An 18,734-nucleotide genomic window follows, 5' to 3' on the forward strand; every position below is an offset into this window, starting at 1 on the left:
GCCCCGGGCGCGTTTTTGTGTCCTGATCCGCGCCGAACCGGGCCCTGCGCGCCGTTCTGCGCGCCGGGCCGGGCTTCAGAAATATTGCCGGAACCTCACCACGGATCAGCGGACCCGCTCAACCCGCCCGAACCGTGAGCGCGCACCGGAGGCGATGTGGATGAGCACCGGGGTGCGCTTGCCGAGCGCGACGTCGAGGGCTTCCACGAGGAGCGAGACCTCTTCGGCGAGCCGGTGCGGGGCCACGCCCTGGCGGGGCTGGATCCTGATTTTCAGGGCCGGTTCGCCGCGGAATTCGTAGGTGGCAACCGTGGTGCCGGCCAGGTCGGGACGGTCCGCCAGGGCGGCCCGGATTGCCTGCTCGGCCACGCCGCTGCCGATCCGGACATTGCCGGGCACGTCGCCCGGATCCTCCTCGGAGACGAGCAGGCTGGTGCGCCCCTTGCCCTGCTGGGCAACCCAGGCCACCATCGCCCCCACCACAAGGAGCAGCAAAAGGACCACCACAATCCAGAGCCAGCTCTCCGGACGCCCCGGGAAGCGCGTGCGCTCAAACAGGTCCTGCCAGAGGCTCCAGACGCCGCCGGCCCAGGTTTTCCACCAGATTCCGGCTGCAGGCACCGTCGCGAGGACGATGAGCAGGATTCCGATGGCCAGGAGCTTGGCGCCGAGGATGCCGATCAGGATGCGGTTGAGGATTCTGGGGGTGCCGTTCATGCGCCCACCACCCCCGACGGGGCGACGTTAATCCGCACGGCCGGCGCCGGGTCCAGGCCCATGTCCCGGAGTTCACCCTCGACGGCGGCGCGGACGGCATCCGCCTCCAGCGGCACCCCTGAGGTGGGACGGACATTGACGTCGACGTGCTGCCGGGCCACTGTCACCATGACCTGCTCCTGGCTTACATTGACGGCCACGCGTGCCCGGCGCGCCAGCGCGGAGGCAATGACCTCGTCGTCCACCACCACGGCCGCCCGGCGGTCCCGCAGGACATGGCGTGCGCGCCTCCCGGGGAGCACCGCGTTCAGGAAAAAGAACAGGCCGGCCATGGCCAGCACCGCGCCCAGGACACCCAGCAGGAGCGGCGGGACACCGGCGGGGAGCGCCACCAGCTGCTCCGCTGCGGTCTCCGGATCCACGAGCCAGGGTGGCTGGCCGAAGGCACGGACCGCCGTTTCCAGAAGGGCATAGCCGCACAGCGCCGCCACCAGGACAGCGGCGATAATGGAGGCCACGGCCCGGGAGGAGTGCGTTTCCCGGCGGAGGATGTCGTCCTTGCGGGGATCTGCCGGTGCCTGCCGCGCCGCCGTGTCAAGGGCGGCGCCGCCGGGGGCGGCGCTCGGCGGGGGCGGGACGTTGCCGCCGGGGATGGCGCCGTGTTCGGAGTTATGCCTCAATGGACGCGCGCCCCTTCCTTCATGCTGGCCCCGCCGATCCGGATGTCCACCCGGCTCAGCCGGGCACCGCTCAGCTGCGTCACCCGATCCAGGATTTCGGCCTTGGCGGCCACGGCCCGGTCCCAGATGGAACCGCCGGAGCCCGCCACCCGTCCGGCGTCGCGCAGGACTGTGGCCAGCGGGGGGACGGTGATGGGAGCGACGAGGGACAGGGCCAGCAGCCCGTCGTCGTCGGACCAGTCAGCGCGGACGTCATGCGGCGCGACGCCGAGGGCTTCCGCGGCGGCAGCCTTGGCCACGCTGCTGAGCGCCTGGGTGCTGATCCGGGTGTGCCCGGACATCGGGGCGGTCCGGGCGGCGCCGGCGTGGCCGCTCATGAGGAGGAACGCCGGCCTGAGAGGGCGTCGAGCACGCTGCGCAGGTCCAGTTTCCCTTCCGCGGCGCGGCCCAGGAGGGCACCGATTCCCATGAACAGCAGGGCGCCGAGGAATCCCCAGACGCCGAACTGGAAGGACATGAATGCCACAAAGGCACCGGCGGCGATGCCCACCACGGTCAGACTCACTGGATTACCTCTCTCGCGGGCCGGGTCTCGGCCGGGGTGCCGGGCTTTGCCGGGCCGGGCACGTAGACGTCGTTGATCTCGATGTTGACTTCGATCACCTGGAGCCCCACGAGTTCCTCGACAGACGCATAGACGGCGGCGCGGATCTGGTCTGCCAGGGCGTGCAGGGGTGTGCCGTACAGGGCCACCAGGTCGATGTCCACGGCCACCTGGGTTTCCCCGACCTCGGCACGGACACCGGCGGCGTGGTCGGTGCTGCCCACCGCGTCACGGAAGGCGCCGAGCGCACGGGACGGGCCCGAGCCCAAGGAGTAGACGCCGGGGACGGAGCGGGCGGCGATGCCCGCAACCTTCGCGACGGCGGTTTCGGAAATGACGGTGCGTCCGGTGCCTGGCTGCGGCTCGGCCGGGCCGGGCACCGGGGCCGCTGCGGGCTGAGGATTCGGGTATTCCATGAGGCACTCCCCCTTCTCTTTGGAACCACCCTAATACGTGCCCCGGCCAGGGGTCCCGGTCCCGGGCAGGCGGCGTCCGGTTAAAAGAAGAAAAGCACCAGTTCTCAAAGAACTGATGCTTCCCAGTGGTGGCTCCGACCGGCGTCGATCCGGTGACCTTTCGATTTTCAGTCGAACGCTCTACCAACTGAGCTACAGAGCCTAGGTGACGTGTCACCTTGAGAGCCGGAATTTCTTCTGGCAATCAGAGCGACCCTGACGGGACTTGAACCCGCGACCTCCGCCGTGACAGGGCGGCGCGCTAACCAACTGCGCTACAGGGCCTTGCGTTTACTGCTGTTCTTGCTTCTTGCAGTATCGCTACCGCAATTTTTCAAGGCCTTTAGCCTACCAGACTTTTACATCCGCTTTGACCAGTTCCTTGCGTACCCCCAACGGGATTCGAACCCGTGCCGCCGCCGTGAAAGGGCGGTGTCCTAGGCCGCTAGACGATGGGGGCCAGGACGCCGTCCGGCTGAACAGGGCAAAAATTTAGGGCCGAAGCCTTTCGTTTTTGTCCTTTCGGGTTCCTCCGAACTGGACTATAAAACTATAAGGGCACACCCCGGAATATCCAAAATCAACCGGCCGGGCGTCGCGCCGGGCCGCAGTCCTCAAGAATTCCGGTCGGGGCGGGCCCGCTCCACATCTCCGGCCGCATCCTGCCGGCCCCTGGCCCGCAGCCCCGCGATCACGCCGTCAATGTCCGCTTCCGGCCGGTTCTGGCTGAGCTTGCGCTTCGCCTCGACGCGCGTGATGACAAGTTCGACGCCGACAATCGCCCGGAGCTGCCCGGCGATGTAGCGGGCGGGCGCGTCGTCCACGGCCCAGGGGTGGTCCGAGGCTGCTTCATGCTGCTCGGTCAGCCGCCGCACCAGTCCGTCGAGCCACTCCGGGTCGTCGTGGATGACCAGCCGGCCGTAGGCGTGCGCGGTGGTGTAGTTCCAGGTGGGCACCACGCGGCCATGGTCTGCCTTGCTGGGGTACCAGTTCGGGGAGATGTAGGCATCGGAGCGCTGGATGATGGCGAGGGCCTCGCCCAGCGCCGGGACCTGCCACTGCTCGTTGTTGCGGGCAAAATGGCCCAGCAGGGCCCCGTGCTCCCCCACCGCCGGATCGTAGACGAACGGCAGCAAGGTGGCGAGGAGGCCGCGTTCCGTGGACGTCACCAGGTTGGCGGCGCCGGCGTTCGCCAGCAAATCCCTGACGGCATCCTGGTCCGCGGCGAAGTGTTGGGGGACGTACATGGCGGTTCCTTTGTCGAGAAGTTTCACGGATGTGCTGCCTGCCTCAGGCTACGAGCATGACAGCGAGGGTGACCATCACCAAGGCGATCCCGCCGTCGAGCACACGCCAGCTGCCGGGCCGGGCGAACCACGGCGCGAGGTACCGGGCGCCGGCGCCCAGCGCGGAGAACCAGGCGATGCTGCCGAGGCCCGCTCCGGCGGCAAACCACCACCGCCCGTCCGCGCCGTGGGCGCCGGCCAGCGAGCCCAGGAGCAGCACGGTGTCCAGATACACGTGGGGGTTCAGCCAGGTCAGGGCCAGGCAGGTGCCCAGGGCGGCGGCCCACGTCCCCCGCCGGCCCTCCGCAGTGAGGGCCGCCTGGCCGCCGCGGATGGCCCGCGCGGCCGCCATCAAACCGTAGGCCAGGAGGAAGGCGGCCCCGGCCCAGCGCACCACTTCCAGGACGGCCGGCGCCCGTTCGATCAGGACGCCCACCCCGGCCACCCCCAGCACAATCAGCACCAGGTCCGACAGGGCGCAGACGGCCACCACCAGCAGGACATGCGAGCGCTGGACGCCCTGGCGCAGCACGAAGGCGTTCTGCGCACCGATGGCGATGATGAGGGAGAGCCCGCTGGCCAGTCCCGAAGCGAGGGAGTAGATCACCCTGTCAACGGTAGGGTCCGGACCAACATGAAACCAGTTAATAATTCTTCGCCAACATAAGATTGGCTAATGATCGACATCCATCCGGAGCAGGCCCGGACGCTGGCCGCCATCGTGGCGCACGGCAGCTTCGAGGCCGCGGCCAGCCACTTGCGGGTCACGGCGTCGGCGGTGAGCCAGCGCGTCCGGGCCCTCGAAGTCGCCGTCGGCCGGCCGGTCCTGAAGCGCACGCGCCCCGTGGAACTCACCACATCCGGCCAGGCGGTGGTGCGCTTCGCCCGGCAGCTGGACATGCTCTCCGCCGACCTGGCCGAGGAACTGCAGCCCGGCGTGCAGCCTGCCCGCGTGCGCCTGACCCTCGTGATCAACAGCGACTCCCTGCACACCTGGGCACTGCCCGGCCTCGCCGCCGTGGCGGACAAGGTGCAGCTGGAGATCCTGCGCGAGGACCAGGACTATTCACTCGAGCTGCTCCGCAACGGCGCCGCCGCCGCGGCCATCACCACCACCGCCAAGGCCGCCCCCGGCTGCTCGTCCCGGCGGCTGGGCGTGATGCGCTACCTGCCGGTCTGCACCCCGGAGTTCGCCGCCCGGTGGTTTGCCGGCGGGGCGACGGCGGCCGTGCTCGCCGACGCCCCGGTCATCATCTTCGACCGCAAGGATGACCTGCAGGACCGCTACCTGCGGAGCGTCAGCCGGACAGCGATCCAGCCGCCGCGGCACTACGTCCCGGCCGCCCACGAGTTCGGCGAGGCGATCCGCTGGGGCATGGGCTGGGGCCTGCTCCCCGAAATCGAGGTGCGGGACGAACTGAAACGCCGCACCCTGGTTCCCCTGGACCCGGCCGCCCACGTGGACGTCCCGCTGCACTGGCAGCAGTGGCGGCACGGTTCGGCCGCTTTGGACGAAGTGGCCGCTGCCATCCAGGCCGCTGCCCGCCCCCTTTTATGAGCGGCCATGCGCAGCTTCCAGGCGGCTGGCAGGAACTTGTGCTGACGTGACCGATTTCCGCCAGTCGCCGGGCCCCGGCACGGGCTAGATTGGCAGCATGGCAACAACCGCCCAGACAGGCTCCCCGCAAATCCGCCCGGCCCGGATCAGCAAACTCGGCATCGCCGCCGTCGTGGCGACGGTGGTGCTGTGGGCGTCCGCCTTTGTGGGCATCCGGGCCGTGGGTCCCAGCTTCTCCCCGGGTTCCCTGACGCTGGGCCGGCTGGGGATTGCCGCCGTCGTCCTGGGCCTGGTGGTGCTGCCGCAGCTGCTGCGGAAGGGCGCCAGCCTCCCCCAGGGCCGCGAGTGGTGGCCCATCCTGGCCTACGGCGTCATGTGGTTCGGCGGCTACAACGTGGCCCTGAACGCCGCCGAGCACCTGCTCGACGCCGGCACGGCGGCGCTGCTGATCAACGTCAACCCGATCCTGGTCGCCATCATGGCCGGAGTCATCCTCAAGGAGGGCTTCCCCCGCTGGCTGATCATCGGCAGCCTGGTCGCGTTCGGCGGGGTGGCAGTGATCGCCCTTGGTTCCGGGCAGCGGTCGACGGCGGACGTGGCGGGCGTGCTGCTCTGCCTGCTGGCGGCGGCCCTCGCGGCGGTCAGTGTGATCGTGCAGAAGCCTGTGCTGCGGAAACTGCCCGCGGCCCAGGCCACCTGGTTCGGAATCCTGGTGGGGGCGGTCTGCTGCCTGCCCTTCAGCGGCCAGCTGGCCGCCGAACTGCAGGCGGCCCCGCTGCCGGCGACGCTGGGACTGGTCTATCTCGGCGTTTTCCCCACGGCCATCGCGTTCACCACCTGGGCCTACGCGCTGTCCCTGATCGACGCCGGCCGGCTCGCCGCCACCACGTATCTCGTGCCGGGCACCACCATCCTGATCTCCTGGCTGGTGCTGGGCGAGATCCCCACCGTCTGGGGCCTGGTGGGCGGTGCCATCTGCCTCGTGGGAGTGGGCCTGACCCGGCGCCGGTCGCGCTGATTCGGCACTAGAGTTCAGCTATGCCCGCTTTCCTGCCGCCAGGCCTCCCCATCGTCCCGGACGAACCTGACGTCCCGGAGGACAACGGCGCGGGCGACGGCCCGTTCCCGATGTCCGAGGCCGACTTTGAAGCCGCCGTCAACGACGCCCTGGACCGGATCCCCCCGGAGCTCGCGAAGACCATGAACAACGTGGCCATCTTCATCGAGGACGACTACACCCCGCAGCCCGGCGAGGACCCGGAGACGGTGCTGCTGGGCCTCTATGAAGGGGTGCCGCTCACCGAACGGGATTCCTGGTGGGACGCCGGATCCCTGCCGGACCGCATCACCATCTATCGCCAGCCCATCCTGGATATCTGCGCATCGCGGGAAGACGTGATCGAGGAAGTGACTATCACCGTGGTCCACGAGATCGCGCACCACTTCGGCATCAGCGACCACCGCCTGCACGAGCTCGGCTGGGGCTAGCCTTGTAGGCATGGGACACAACCACAGCCATGCGCACGGCCTCGGCGCCCCCGGCACTGCCACGGCAAAGCACCGGAAGCGCCTGGTGGCCGTCCTGGCCATCACCCTCGGCGTCGTTCTGATCCAGGTGGTCGGCGCGCTGGTGTCGGGGTCTTTGGCACTGCTGGCCGACGCCGGGCACATGCTTTCGGACGCGGCCGGCGTCTCCATCGCCCTCCTGGCCGCCTGGATCGCGTCCCGGCCGGCCAGTGACCAGCGCACGTACGGCTACCAGCGCGCCGAGGTGCTGGCCGCCATGGCGAACGCCCTGGTGCTGATCGTCATCTCCGTGGTGATCTTCACCGAGGCCATCCGCCGGCTGGGTTCCACGCCCGAGGTCCAGACCGACGTGATGCTCTACGCGGCCGTCCTGGGCGCCGTCGCCAACCTCGTCTCCCTCCTGATCCTGCGCGGAGCCCAGAAGGAGAGCCTCAATGTCCGGGGAGCCTACCTCGAGGTCCTGGGCGACCTGCTGGGTTCCTTCGCGGTCATTGCCGCCGCGCTGGTCATCATGGTGACGGGATACCAGGCGGCGGACACCATCGCTTCGATCGTTATTGCGCTGATGATCCTGCCACGTGCCTGGCACCTGCTCCGCGACGTGGTGGACGTGCTGCTCGAGGCAACCCCCAAGGGGGTGGACGTGCAGCTGATCCGTGAGCACATCCTGGCCGTGGACGGGGTGGTGTCCGTGCACGATATCCACATCTGGACCATCACCTCGGGCGTGCCGGTCTTTTCCGCCCACGTTGTCGTGGAGGACGCGGCCCTGGACGCCCGCGGCGCCGACCAGATCCTGGACACGCTGGTCAGCTGCCTGGGCTCGCACTTCGACACCGAGCACTGCACGTTCCAGCTGGAGCCGGTCTCCCACGCGGAGCATGAGTCACACCAGCACGCCTGACGTCCGGAAACGCACCAGCCGGCCTTAGGACAGCACGTCCTTGGTGATGAAGCGGCCGTAGGCGAGCGCCCCGAACACGGCGACGTAGCCGCCCTGCAGCACGAGGTTGGTGCCGAAGGAATCCCAGGCGATCGGCTGGCGGAGCAGATCCGCGAAGTCCAGCCAGTAGTGGGTGAACAGCCACGGGTGCAGCCATTCCAGCTGCGGCAGGGCGTCAAGAACCTGGGAGACAACCGACAGCACCACGGTGGCTGCCATCGCCCCCACCGGTACGTCGGTGAGGGTGGACATAAACAGCCCGATCGCCGACAGGCCCATCAGCGAGACCGCAAGGTAGGAGGCGATCAGGAGCAGCCGCAGCAGTGCCTCAGCAGCGCCGATGGAATCGCCGGAGAGCAGGGTCACCGGCCCCACCGGAAAGAGCACCGCCCCGATCCCGGCGCCCACCAGCGCCACCACAAGCGGGGCGGTAATGGCGAACGCCACCGCGCCGGCATACTTGACCAGCAGCAGCCGGACCCGGCCCGCGGGTCCCACCAGCAAATACCGCAGCGTACCCATCCCGGCTTCCCCGGCCACGGTATCCCCCGCCACCACCCCTACGGTGAGCGGCAGGAACAAGGGAACGGAGACCAGCATTGCGGTTACGCCAACGAACAGCCCGTTCTGGGAGATCCGGTCAAGGAACGCCGGGCCGCGGCCCGGCGGCACCGCGGAGGACACCCTCACGGCCACGGCGATCAGGATTGGAATGGCCGCGAGCGCACAGAGCATGGCCCAGGTGCGGCGGCGGCGGAACAGCACCCCCAGCTCGGACGCGAGCAGGCCTCGGCCCCACCGCCGCCCGGCGGGCGCGGCCGCCGGACGGTGCGCGGCATTGCCGGCCATGTCCTCCGGGACGGTGTCTCCGCCGGTCCTCTCGCGGGAGCCGGATTCCTTACTGGACAACGTCAAAGCCCTCCCCCGTCAGCGCCACGAACCGTTCCTCCAGGCTGACCTCCTCCAGGGCGAAACCCCGGACCCGGACGCCTGCCGCCACCAGCGCGGCCACCACATCCTCCGGCGCCACGTGGCCGTTGCCGGCCGCGGCGGGAAGCTGGGCATGCACCACTTCACCGGCTCTGGTGATTGACCTCCCGGCAGCCGCGGCACCCGGCACCGCGTCCGGGCAGGCGGCCGCGGGCCCGTTGCCGGCCGGGCCCAGGCCCAGCCGGGCCAGCACCTCCGCCGCGGCGCCCGGGTCCGGCGTCAGGACCCGGATCCTTGTCTGCCCGTCCTGGCGCAGCCCCGCGAGCGTCCCCTGGGCCACCAACCGGCCGGCACTCATGATGGCCGCATGCGTGCAGATCTGCTCCACTTCCGCCAGCAGATGGCTGGAGACGAAGACGGTGGCGCCGTCGGCCGCGAGCGACCGGACAAGGCTGCGGACCTCCCGGGTGCCCTGCGGGTCCAGTCCGTTGGTGGGTTCGTCCAGGATCAGGAGGTCGCGGGGCGCCAACAGGGCGTTGGCGATGCCGAGCCGCTGCTTCATGCCCAGCGAATAGGCCTTGACCTTCTTGTCCGCCACATGGGTCAGCCCCACCCGGTCCAGCGCCGCGTGCACCCGCGCCTTCCGGGTTGCGGCCGAGGCCGCCGGATCCGCGGCGTCGAGGCGGTGCAGGTTGGCTGCGCCGGAGAGGAAGGGATAAAACGCCGGCCCCTCTACCAGGGCGCCCACGCGGGGCAGGACACTGCGCAGCCGCCCGGGCATTTCCTCTCCCAGCAGCCGGACGGAGCCGCTGCTGGCGGCGGCGAGCCCCAGCATGACCCGGATGGTGGTGGTTTTGCCGGAGCCGTTGGGGCCCAGGAACCCGAAGACCGAACCCCTGGGCACGGCCAGGTCCACGCCGTCGACGGCGAGTTGGTGGCCGAAGCGCTTGCTCAGACCGGAGGTCTCGATGCTCAGTTCCGTCGCCGGCCCGGCGGCGGTCACCCCGCGGTCACCCGGCGCTCACGGCTGCGCGGCTGCGGCCTGGAGCCGCTCCAGCGGCACGGAACCGGCGAGGATGCGTCCGTCCTCCAGGATCAGCACGTTTATCAGCGACGTGGACACCAGCCGTCCGCCCGGGACGGGGACCGCGGCCTGGTCCAGGAGCGATGCCGCACCGGACCGGGGCTCGTCAGCGGCAGGGGCCTTCATGGCCCCGGCCGGGAACTCAAGGACGGTTTCCCAGCCCGTTCCGGTGACTGTGGGCCGTTTGGCGGCCTTCGCCTGGGCAACGTCCGACGGCGGTGCGGCGGCTTTGCGCTCCTGCAGCGGCACTTCCTCCACGGTGGCACCGGGCGGCGGGGTGAAGTTGAAGATGGCGGCATCCGGGGAACCGAGGGTCAGGCTCGTGTACTCCACACTGAACGCGGGCTCCGACTGTCCCCGCGCCTTCAGCTCGACGCCGAGCGGAAGCCCGCTTTCGCCGTCGACGGCGATGGTGGCCGAATCCACCAGGGTGGTGCCGGATTTCGGGGTGAGCACCAGGTTGTAGGCGGCCCGCCCGGCGACCTGCGTGTCGGGGCCTACGGCCACCTCAGTGCTGGAGTCGAGTTTGGCGAGCAGTTTGTCCGCCAGGTCACCGGGGGTCGCGGTGGAGGGGCTGTCCTTGTGGCGGGCGGTGGCATCGGCCGGGAGCTGCATATGCGCGGCCGTGTTGTCCTTGGAGTTGTAGAACCAGAGTTCGCCGCCGTTCCGGACCGCGTTCCGCTCAGCCATCCGGTCCATGACCTGCACCCGGGCTTTATCCGGCCCGTCGAGGTAGACCCGTGCCGTGTGGGGGCCCGTCAGCAGCTCCAGCCAGGCGGCCTCCGGGGCGCCTGCGCCGGGGCCGGACGTCGGGAGTTCCGGCAGGCCAAGCGCGGAGGTTTGTTCCAGCGTGCCGGACAGGGCCTTCTCGCCGTGCTGGGCGAGCATGAGCAGGACCTGCTGCGGCGTCTTCTCCGGCAGCGGATCGCCCGCGTTTGCGGGCAGTGAAGCGGACAGGACGCCGGCCGCGATCACGGCAGGCACCACCACGGCGGGCATCCAACGCAGCCATTTGCGCGTCATCGCGACCGCGCTCCAACCTTGCAGCTCATGCTTCAACAGTACGCCTGGAAGTGCTCCACTTCACCTCTCCGGCCGACATTGCCGGTTACGCGAATACATTCAGCGTCAACTCGACCGCCCCCAGCAGGAACGCGAGCACGGACGTCCCCAGGCCGGCTACAAGCAGCAGCCCCGGGTGGGCAAGCCCCACGACCACCCGCCGGAGCCGCGGCCTTCCCCGCAGGAACTTCTTGGGCAACCGGGCCGCCCCGGGGTCCTGTTTCCAGCCGCGGAGCCGCCGCAGGAACCACGCGCACCGGATGATGAACGCCAGCCAGAGCACCGACACCACCAGGGGCACTGCGGCCAGCAGGAGATTGAAGCCCAGGGCTGTGACCTCCCGCTCTGAGGCCCCGACGAGGGATTGGATGGTGGTGGAGATGGAGGCGCTCATGACCACCGAAACACCCCAGACGAGGAACGCGGCCGTCAGGGCGAGGAAACGGACGAAGAAGTGTCCCAGGACCGTGTCCTTCCGCGGCTTGAGGTACCGGCGGGGTGTGGCCTGCAGCAGCGCGACGGTCGCCAGCAGGGTGGGCAGGGCGGCCATCCCCACCATCACGTACCAGGACCATCCCGCGAAGTCGAAGAAGTCGTCGGCGACGATCAGGGCTGCCCAGAACCCGGTCCAGGCCCAGCCGGCGGTGAGCGGCCGGCTGACCAGCACAGCGGGGAGCCACGGATCGTCGACGCCGGCCGCCGGGTGAGGCTCCGCCCGGTGCTCCGCCCGGTGCTCTGCCTGCTGCTCCGCCGGCGGCCCGGCGTCGCCCTCCGGCGGCGTCGGACCCTGCACGTCACTCATGCGCCCACTGTAGCTAGGCGTCCGGCACAACGGTGCCGGCGGCGCCGTCGACCGTGATGCGTTGGCCGGTGCTGATCAGCGAGGTGGCGTTCGGAACCCCGACCACCGCGGGAATCCCGTACTCCCGGGCGACCACCGCGCCGTGTGAGTTGGGGCCGCCCATTTCCATCACCAATCCGCCGGCGGTGAGGAACAGCGGCGTCCAGCCCGGATCAGTGGAGGGCGCCACCAGGATCTCGCCGGGCTCCAGCCGCGCACCCTGGGGGTCGAGGATGACGCGGGCCGGGGCAGTAACTGTGCCCGCCGACGCGGGTGCGCCCGTCAGCAGTCCAGCAGTTGCGGGCACCGTCCCGGGGCGGGCGGAATGCACCGCTTCGGGCTCGGTTCCGTCCGAGAGCAGCACCCGCGGAATGTGCCGGCGGCCCAGTTCCTGCGCGTAGTCGCCGCGGCGTTGCGCCACGACGTGCTGCAGCGGAGTCCCGGCGAGGCCTTCCCGGGCCTCGGCAAGGTCCAGGAAAAACACGTCGTCCGGCTCGCTGATGCTGCCGGCGTCGGCCACTGCCGTCCCGACGATCCGCAACTGGCCGCGCACCGCGGCCAAGGCTTCGACGATGTGGTACTTCGGCAGTTCGCGCAGTCCGGCGAACAAACGGGTGCGCTTCAGTGCCGCCCGGACCAGCGCCGCGCGCAGCCTGCCCCGCTCCCCCGCAGCCCCGGCAAGGCGTTCCACCTGCTCCTCGGCTTCATTGGCCGCCTTGGTGAACAGCCGGTCGGGAGCCTGGCCCGGATCCTCCAGCCGAAGGTAGTTGGCGAGGACGCCGAGGATATGGGACGGGTCATCGGACCACCGGGGCATCCCCACGTCGATTTCGGCCACCGCCCGGTGCCCGTAGTTGCCCAGGAATCCGGCCAGCCCGGACTGCACGACGGCGGGAAGCTCCCGGGCGCGGTAGCGGCGGGCCAGCTCCGCCGGTACCCCGCCGTCGGGGCCTTCGCCGTCGGGGACAGGCCCGTCAAACAGCGCCGCCGCCGCGGCATCGGCCCGGATCGCCGCCGCCAGCTGCCACAGGGCCAGGTCCATCTCGGTGGTCACGTTGCGGGGCAGTCCCCGCAGCACCGGCTGCAGGGCTCCCGGACCGGCGCCCAGCAGCTTGCCCGCAGCAGCCAGCAGGGCAAAGCCCAGGGCCGGCAGCGGAATGATGTTGGGGACCACGGGAAAGAGAACTTGTCCCAGGATGCGCTCCACGTGGTCCAGCCTCTGCACCGGGGTGGATCCTGCGGGCACCACCAGCGTGGCCCGGAACCGTTCGCCGAAGCGCTCCACGCGGCGCAGCGCCGCCTCCGGCCGGACCAGGCCGCGGAGGAGTGTCTCCGGGACCCGGGCTCGGGCGGCCACCGGCGCGACATGGCGGAGCACCCGCCACGGCGACCGCACTGTGACAGACAGGCGGGGGTCCTCGAACAGGCGCCGCAGCACGGCGGCGGAGCGGGCCTCCATCACGTCGAATACGCGCGGCACCACAGCCCGCCCGACGCTGCTGCGGACCACCGGCGTCAGGTCGAAGAAGATCCGCTGGCCCGCCTCGGCGTAGGGCGGCGGCCCGTCCAGGGGCTCCGGCACGTCGAAGTGCGCCGCCCGCGCCACGGACGAGGCAATCAGCCGGAAACAGGCCAGCCCCATCGGGGTCAGCGGACGGGTCAGGCCCTGGGCGAGGCTGAAACAGAAGTAGGCCCGGGGCCCGTCCAGGACCCGGCGGCGGGACGGCAGCGGATACAGGGTGGTGATGGGCCGCGACTGCGTCAGCCACAGCGTTCCCCCGCCGTCAATGGCCCATTCGAGGTCCTGCGGCGCACCGAAGTGCAGTTCCGCGCGCCGGCCGAGCAGCTCCAGCGCGGCGAGCTGCGCGACGTCGAGGCAGGGCCCCGGCACGCTGACCGGCACGCTGACCTGTTCGGTCCCGCCGCCCGGCAGCGGCCGGACGGCTACCCCTTTGCTTCCGATCCTGCGCTCCGTGACTTTGCCGGTGGCGCTGTCGACGATGAAGTGGTCCGGGTTGACCGCCCCGGACACCACGGCCTCCCCGAGGCCCGGGCTGGCGTCGATGACGGCCTCGTGCCGCCGGCCGGTCACGGGATTGGCGGTGAACAGGACCCCCGCCACAGCCGCGTCCACCAGCTTCTGCACCACCACGGCGAGTGCCACGGCGGACGGCGCGATTCCGTGGGTGGCGCGGTAGCTCACGGCACGGTCCGTCCAGAGCGAGGCCCAGCAGCGCCGGACCGCGGCCAGTACGTCGTCGGCGCCGGCCACGTTCAGGAACGTGTCCTGCTGGCCGGCGAAACTGGCGAACGGCAGGTCTTCGGCGGTAGCGGACGACCGCACGGCGACAGGTGTCTCCGGTCCCAGCGCCGCGCAGGCGGCCCGGACGGCGTCGGCGATTCCCGGCGGGACGTCCGCGGCGAGGACCCGTGCGCGGGCGTCGGCGGCCAGGACGGCGAGCCGCGGCAGGTCATTCGGCGCGGTCGCTGCCAGCGCGGCATGGATGGCGTCGAGCCCGGCGGCCGACGTGGCCTGCCGGTAGGCCCGGGTGGTCAGGACGAAGCCGGCCGGAACCCGCAGGCCGGCCCGCATCAGCTCGCCGAGATTGGCTGCCTTGCCGCCGACGTCGGGTAGGAGATCAGCGCCGGCCAGCTCGAGGGCAAGCACCGGTCCTGGTTGCATCCGTCCTGGTTGCATCGGCTGCTGTTCCACCCGCCGGCCCTCCCGTCACCGCGCCGCGCGGCCATGGGCCGCCCGGTGCTACGAATCGCCCAGGACGGGCCCGAAGTTGACCCGGTCCGCCAGCCGCGGGTCGTCGCGGTCCGGCACCACCATCACCGGGCCCTTGGCGTGGTGCAGGATGCCGTCCGACGTGGAACCGAGCAGCATTCCGGTGAAGCCGCCGCGGCCTCGGGTGCCCACAACCACCAGTTCCACATGCCGGCTGGCCTCGACCAGGATGTCCACGGGAGAGCCGTCCACGAGCTGCGACTCCACCGTGAGGTGGGGAAAGTGGCTCCTGATCCAGGCCGTGCCCGCGTCGAGCTGAGTCCGGATGTCGGCGAAGAGCGCTTCCCGGTCCATCGGGGCGGGGACCCACGCCAGCGATCCGCTGTACTGCGGGACGGCGCACACCACCCGCAGCGGGGCCGAGAGCCGTTCGGCCTGCTCTGCCGCCTCCAGGACCGCGACGCGGGCCTGTTCGGAGCCGTCCACGCCCACCACCACAACGTTTTCAACCGGGAGGTGCCCGGCCTTGGCGCGTTCCGCCAGGACGTGTTTGTCGTCGGTGGTTTCACCCAGCCGGTCGGAGCAGATCAGGGGCACGGTGACGGTGGGGCATTTTGCGTGGGCGGGAAGGGCGCTGCTGACGGAGCCGAGCAGCCTGCCGACAAACCCGCCCCGGCCCCGGGTGCCGAAGACCAGCAGTTCGGCGGTCTCGGACATTTCCAGCAGGACGCCGGAGGCATCCCCGTTCTCCACAGACGCGTCGACGTCGATCAGGTAGCCGGACACCTTGTTCACAGCCTGCGCCAGGATGGCCTCGGCCCCCTCGCGGATCACCGAATCATCCACGGTGGCGTACCCGCCGTCGAGCCCTGACGCGGCGAAGATCGGGACGGAGTAGGCGGTCACGATGTGCAGGGGACGACGGCGGCGCTCGGCTTCGCGGGCCGCCCACACCAGGGCGCACTTGCTGTGGTCTGAACCGTCGACGCCGACCACGATCCCCCGGGGAGCCGCGGGCCCGCCGGGGACCTCCCCTGCCGGATCCGGATGCACCTGTTCTCGGCCCATGGGGTCCGCCTCCTCGCGATTCTTGCCTGATGTTGCGGCTATTCTGCCAGACGTATCCGCCCGCGGCGTCCACCGGCAACGCGCCCGAGGAAGCTGCGGGCTGCACCCCTGATTTTCCCAACTATTCTCGGTTTTCCGGGAACAATCAAGGAGGCCGGCGCGGCCGCCGTCGGGCAGGTTTTACCCAGTGTTTACACGGGAACCCGGCGCGCCGGGCGGGCCCGGATCCGCGCCGCCGGGGGCGCACGGAGAGCCCGGAAACCAGCGGCCCGGGCAATGTTGGACGGACTCTATCCAAGGCAGAAAATGTTAGGTATTCTTCGATGCGTTGCTGAACCGAGACTCGTGTTTCAGAACGTCGTTCACACCATCCAAGGAGGGACACTGCAGTGTCGAGCATGCCTTTGTCCGGGGGAATCGAACGGACCGCTGCCGTCGTGATCGGCACGGGCCTGTCCGGCCTGGCGGTCGCCAGCGAGCTGCAGCGGCGCGGTGTGGACGCCATCATTGTGGACGGGCTCGACCTGCTGGGCGCCGGCCATCCGGCCAACACCTCATCGCTCCAGCGCTGCGACGCGGCCGACGCCGCCACCCTGCGGGAACGCAATGAGATCCTCCGGCACCTGCGGAACTACGCCTCCAGCCACAAGCTGGATGTCCGGAACAACATCCGGGCCCTGCAGCTGGACCACCTCGACGCCGGCGTCACCGGACCCACCCAGCAGTGGGCAGTCCGGACCCCGGGCGGCGTCCTCCTGGCGGACCACCTGGTCCTGACCCGCTGTGCCCACAGCCAGCTGCGCCGCATGCTCTCCGAGCTCGGCATGGCCGCGGGCCAGAACCTGATGGCGGCCATGCACGCCCTCGGGATGTACCTCGTGGGCGTGGGCGAACTCATCACGCCGACGCCGAAGGAAGTGCTGCGCCAGGCAAAGGTGGTGGGCCAGGCCATCTCCGCCAAGGTCAACCCCGGCGGCTTCCCCGCGGCCTTGTCCGGCGGCTACGCCCTCGCGGCCCCCGCCTAGGCCGTTCCAGTTCCCCCGCCGCTGTCAGTCGTCGCTGTTAACGGAGTCCGGGCCCGCGCTGCCCTGACCTTCCGGGCCTGCGAGGCGGCGCTTGGCCATCAGGCCCAGGACCACCACAATGCCGATGCCGGTTCCCACGAAGATCACGATGCTCCAGGGGAAGGGCTCGGAGGAGTCCGCCGGCTGCGCCGGTGCCGGGGTGATGCCGGGCTGCGCGGTTCCCATCGTCGGAACCGCGGCAGCCGCCGTCGAACCTGCTGCTCCGGCGGTCGCAGTGAACGTAAAGGTCCCCTCGATCGGGTGCGAGTCCGAACTGACCACCCGCCACACCACGGTGTAGGCGCCGGCCGGGGCGCCCGGCTTGAGTTTCTGCGAGGCCACGTTGTCGACGATCTCCACGGCGCCGTCGGCCCAGTTGGTGCCGGCGGCATCGTTGACCACCATCTGGGAACCGAGCCCCAGCGGTTTGTTGTTGAACGTGACCGAGACCTTCTCCGGCGGCGTCGCCACGGTGGCGCCCGACGCCGGGGCGGTGGACTCGGCGGCGTCGTGCGCCGAGGCCGGAGCCGCGACGCCCAGCAGGGCCGCGGCGAAGATCATGGCGCCCAGCAGGGCACTCCGAAGCTGTCGGATAAAGCACATGGAAAGAGCTGCTCCTAGTGTTGGCTTCCTTACAGACTAGGCGAAATCGGCGGGCCCCCCGGCGCCCGGCTAATAAGATGCTAGGAACACCCCCACGTCTCCCGGAGGACTCATGCCAGACCTGATGCTCAAGCAGGGCTCTGCACTTGATCGGTATTTCAAGATCAGCGAGCGGGGGTCGAACCTCTCGCGTGAGATCCGCGGCGGGTTCGCCACGTTCTTCGCCATGAGCTACATCGTGGTGCTGAACCCGCTGATCCTGTCGGGCCCCGACTCCACCGGCGCCACCCTTGGCTTCCCCGCCGTCGCCGCCGTCACCGCCTTTGTGGCCGGCATCCTGACGATCCTGATGGGGGCCTGGGCCAAGCACCCGTTCGCGCTGGCCACGGGCCTCGGCGTCAACGCCTTCGTCGCCGTCACGGTGGCCACCAACCCCGGTCTGACCTGGCCGGACATGATGGGCCTGGTGATGCTCTCGGGCATCACCATGCTGATTCTGGTCCTCACCGGCTTCCGGACCGCCGTCTTCAAGGCTGTCCCGGAGGGGCTGAAGACCGCGATCGTGGTGGGCATCGGACTCTTTATCGCCCTGATCGGCCTGGTCAACGCCGGGTTCGTGCGCCGCATCCCCGACGTCGCCGGCACCACCGTCCCGGTGGGGCTGGGCTTCGACGGCAAGCTGCTGGGCTGGCCCACGCTGGTGTTCGTCTTCGGCCTGATCCTCACCATCGCCCTGGTGGTCCGCAAGGTCAAGGGCGCCATTCTCATCGGCATTGTCGCCTCGACGGTCCTGGCCGTGATCCTGGAATTCACCCTGCGCATCGGCCCCAGCGTCCAGCCGGGCCAGCCGTACAACCCGCAGGGCTGGTCCCTCGTGGCTCCGGCCTTCTCCGAGTGGGCGGCCCCGGACCTGTCGCTGATCGGCCGGGCCAACCCGTTCGGCGCCTTTGAGCACCTGGGCTTCGTTGCCGCGACCCTGCTGGCGTTCGTGATCCTGCTGAGCATCTTCTTCGACGCCATGGGCACCATGGTGGGCCTCGCCACCGAGGCCGGCAGCATCGACAAGGACGGCAACATCCCCAACGTGGACCGGGTCCTGCAGGTGGACGCGCTGGGTGCGATCGTCGGCGGCGGCGCCTCGGTCTCCTCCAACCAGATCTACGTTGAATCCGGCGCCGGCATCGGCGAGGGCGCCCGCACCGGACTGGCGTCCGTCGTCACCGGCCTGCTGTTTCTCGTGGCGATGTTCTTCACTCCGCTGATCAACCTGGTGCCGTTCGAGGCCGTGGCCCCGGCGCTGGTGGTGGTCGGCTTCATGATGGTCTCGCAGGTGGGCAAGATCGACTGGCAGGACCTCGGCATCGCCATCCCGGCGTTCCTCACGTTCACGCTGATGCCCTTCACCTACTCGATCGCCAACGGCCTGGGCGCGGGCTTCATCATGTTCGTCCTGATCCGCACCTTCCAGGGCCGCGCCCGCGAAGTGCACCCGCTGATGTGGGCTGTGGCCGGGGCGTTCCTGCTCTTCTTCGCGATCGGCCCCATCGAGGCAGCGCTGGGGCTGCACTAACCCCCTCCCCT

20 protein-coding genes and 3 tRNA genes are annotated in these 18,734 nt (G+C 70.1%); 6 read left to right on the forward strand and 17 right to left on the reverse strand.

Features of this window, described 5'->3' with window-relative positions:
• Positions 1–105 precede the first annotated feature (105 nt).
• The 10 genes from AR539_RS18040 to AR539_RS18085 form a co-directional block, all read right to left on the reverse strand.
• The gene (locus tag AR539_RS18040) at positions 106–717 is read right to left on the reverse strand and encodes a hypothetical protein (protein WP_066439857.1); all 612 of its coding nucleotides are present in this window, start codon (positions 715–717) and stop codon (positions 106–108) included.
• Positions 714–1,397, reverse strand: coding sequence for a DUF6286 domain-containing protein (locus tag AR539_RS18045; RefSeq protein ID WP_231728654.1), 684 nt, complete (start codon positions 1,395–1,397; stop codon positions 714–716). Before AR539_RS18045 ends, AR539_RS18040 begins: the two co-directional genes overlap by 4 nt.
• Positions 1,394–1,774 (reverse strand): hypothetical protein, encoded by a 381-nt coding sequence (locus AR539_RS18050; protein ID WP_066439859.1) that lies wholly within the window; start codon positions 1,772–1,774, stop codon positions 1,394–1,396. Before AR539_RS18050 ends, AR539_RS18045 begins: the two co-directional genes overlap by 4 nt.
• A complete protein-coding gene (locus tag AR539_RS18055; RefSeq protein WP_066439861.1) occupies positions 1,771–1,962 on the reverse strand; it encodes a hypothetical protein in 192 nt (63 codons plus the stop codon). The genes AR539_RS18050 and AR539_RS18055 overlap by 4 nt, the downstream gene beginning before the upstream one ends.
• The gene (locus AR539_RS18060; RefSeq protein ID WP_066439863.1) at positions 1,959–2,417 is read right to left on the reverse strand and encodes an Asp23/Gls24 family envelope stress response protein; all 459 of its coding nucleotides are present in this window, start codon (positions 2,415–2,417) and stop codon (positions 1,959–1,961) included. The genes AR539_RS18055 and AR539_RS18060 overlap by 4 nt, the downstream gene beginning before the upstream one ends.
• A gap of 126 nt (positions 2,418–2,543) precedes the next feature.
• Positions 2,544–2,619: transfer RNA gene (locus AR539_RS18065), tRNA-Phe, on the reverse strand.
• A gap of 48 nt (positions 2,620–2,667) precedes the next feature.
• A tRNA-Asp gene (locus AR539_RS18070) sits at positions 2,668–2,741 on the reverse strand.
• 102 nt (positions 2,742–2,843) lie between these two features.
• Positions 2,844–2,916, reverse strand: a tRNA-Glu gene (locus tag AR539_RS18075).
• A gap of 154 nt (positions 2,917–3,070) precedes the next feature.
• Entirely contained in the window at positions 3,071–3,703 is a 633-nt protein-coding gene (locus AR539_RS18080; RefSeq protein ID WP_066439864.1) for an FMN-binding negative transcriptional regulator, read from the reverse strand.
• 43 nt (positions 3,704–3,746) lie between these two features.
• Positions 3,747–4,349: a LysE/ArgO family amino acid transporter gene (locus AR539_RS18085; protein ID WP_066439865.1), complete on the reverse strand. Its 603-nt coding sequence runs from the start codon at positions 4,347–4,349 to the stop codon at positions 3,747–3,749.
• Between the two features lie 69 nt (positions 4,350–4,418).
• On the opposite strand from AR539_RS18085, the gene AR539_RS18090 reads away from it, so the two are divergent.
• The 4 genes from AR539_RS18090 to AR539_RS18105 all read left to right on the forward strand — a co-directional run bounded on the left by AR539_RS18090 (position 4,419) and on the right by AR539_RS18105 (position 7,731).
• On the forward strand, positions 4,419–5,300 hold the full coding sequence (locus AR539_RS18090; RefSeq protein WP_066439866.1) for an ArgP/LysG family DNA-binding transcriptional regulator: 882 nt from the start codon (positions 4,419–4,421) through the stop codon (positions 5,298–5,300).
• A gap of 97 nt (positions 5,301–5,397) precedes the next feature.
• Positions 5,398–6,318, forward strand: coding sequence for a DMT family transporter (locus AR539_RS18095; RefSeq protein WP_066439869.1), 921 nt, complete (start codon positions 5,398–5,400; stop codon positions 6,316–6,318).
• A gap of 20 nt (positions 6,319–6,338) precedes the next feature.
• Positions 6,339–6,788, forward strand: a complete 450-nt coding sequence (locus AR539_RS18100) for a metallopeptidase family protein (RefSeq protein WP_066439871.1) — start codon at positions 6,339–6,341, stop codon at positions 6,786–6,788.
• 10 nt (positions 6,789–6,798) lie between these two features.
• Complete coding sequence (locus AR539_RS18105) at positions 6,799–7,731, forward strand: cation diffusion facilitator family transporter (RefSeq protein WP_066439873.1); 933 nt, start codon at positions 6,799–6,801, stop codon at positions 7,729–7,731.
• A gap of 24 nt (positions 7,732–7,755) precedes the next feature.
• Here the strand turns inward: AR539_RS18105 and AR539_RS18110 are convergent, their stop codons facing one another.
• From AR539_RS18110 to AR539_RS18135, 6 genes are all read right to left on the reverse strand, one after another.
• Complete coding sequence (locus AR539_RS18110; protein ID WP_082699469.1) at positions 7,756–8,619, reverse strand: ABC transporter permease; 864 nt, start codon at positions 8,617–8,619, stop codon at positions 7,756–7,758.
• Between the two features lie 49 nt (positions 8,620–8,668).
• On the reverse strand, positions 8,669–9,703 hold the full coding sequence (locus tag AR539_RS18115; protein WP_066439875.1) for an ABC transporter ATP-binding protein: 1,035 nt from the start codon (positions 9,701–9,703) through the stop codon (positions 8,669–8,671).
• A gap of 18 nt (positions 9,704–9,721) precedes the next feature.
• Complete coding sequence (locus AR539_RS18120; RefSeq protein ID WP_066439878.1) at positions 9,722–10,807, reverse strand: LolA family protein; 1,086 nt, start codon at positions 10,805–10,807, stop codon at positions 9,722–9,724.
• A gap of 85 nt (positions 10,808–10,892) precedes the next feature.
• Positions 10,893–11,648: a hypothetical protein gene (locus AR539_RS18125; RefSeq protein WP_066439879.1), complete on the reverse strand. Its 756-nt coding sequence runs from the start codon at positions 11,646–11,648 to the stop codon at positions 10,893–10,895.
• Between the two features lie 13 nt (positions 11,649–11,661).
• Positions 11,662–14,370: a PEP/pyruvate-binding domain-containing protein gene (locus AR539_RS18130; protein WP_231728655.1), complete on the reverse strand. Its 2,709-nt coding sequence runs from the start codon at positions 14,368–14,370 to the stop codon at positions 11,662–11,664.
• A 78-nt stretch (positions 14,371–14,448) separates the two neighbouring features.
• Complete coding sequence (locus AR539_RS18135) at positions 14,449–15,486, reverse strand: universal stress protein (protein WP_066439882.1); 1,038 nt, start codon at positions 15,484–15,486, stop codon at positions 14,449–14,451.
• Positions 15,487–15,884: 398 nt separating this feature from the next.
• Between AR539_RS18135 and AR539_RS18140 the strand changes: the two genes are divergently transcribed.
• Positions 15,885–16,511, forward strand: a complete 627-nt coding sequence (locus AR539_RS18140) for an FAD-binding protein (RefSeq protein ID WP_066439887.1) — start codon at positions 15,885–15,887, stop codon at positions 16,509–16,511.
• 24 nt (positions 16,512–16,535) lie between these two features.
• Here the strand turns inward: AR539_RS18140 and AR539_RS18145 are convergent, their stop codons facing one another.
• Positions 16,536–17,153 carry a copper resistance CopC family protein gene (locus AR539_RS18145; RefSeq protein ID WP_066439888.1) on the reverse strand — a complete coding sequence of 206 codons (618 nt, stop codon included), beginning with the start codon at positions 17,151–17,153 and terminating at the stop codon, positions 16,536–16,538.
• Between the two features lie 124 nt (positions 17,154–17,277).
• Between AR539_RS18145 and AR539_RS18150 the strand changes: the two genes are divergently transcribed.
• Positions 17,278–18,723, forward strand: coding sequence for an NCS2 family permease (locus tag AR539_RS18150; RefSeq protein ID WP_066440180.1), 1,446 nt, complete (start codon positions 17,278–17,280; stop codon positions 18,721–18,723).
• The last annotated feature ends 11 nt before the right edge of the window (positions 18,724–18,734 follow it).

Source organism: Arthrobacter sp. EPSL27 (assembly GCF_001512305.1).
Lineage (GTDB): Bacteria > Actinomycetota > Actinomycetes > Actinomycetales > Micrococcaceae > Arthrobacter.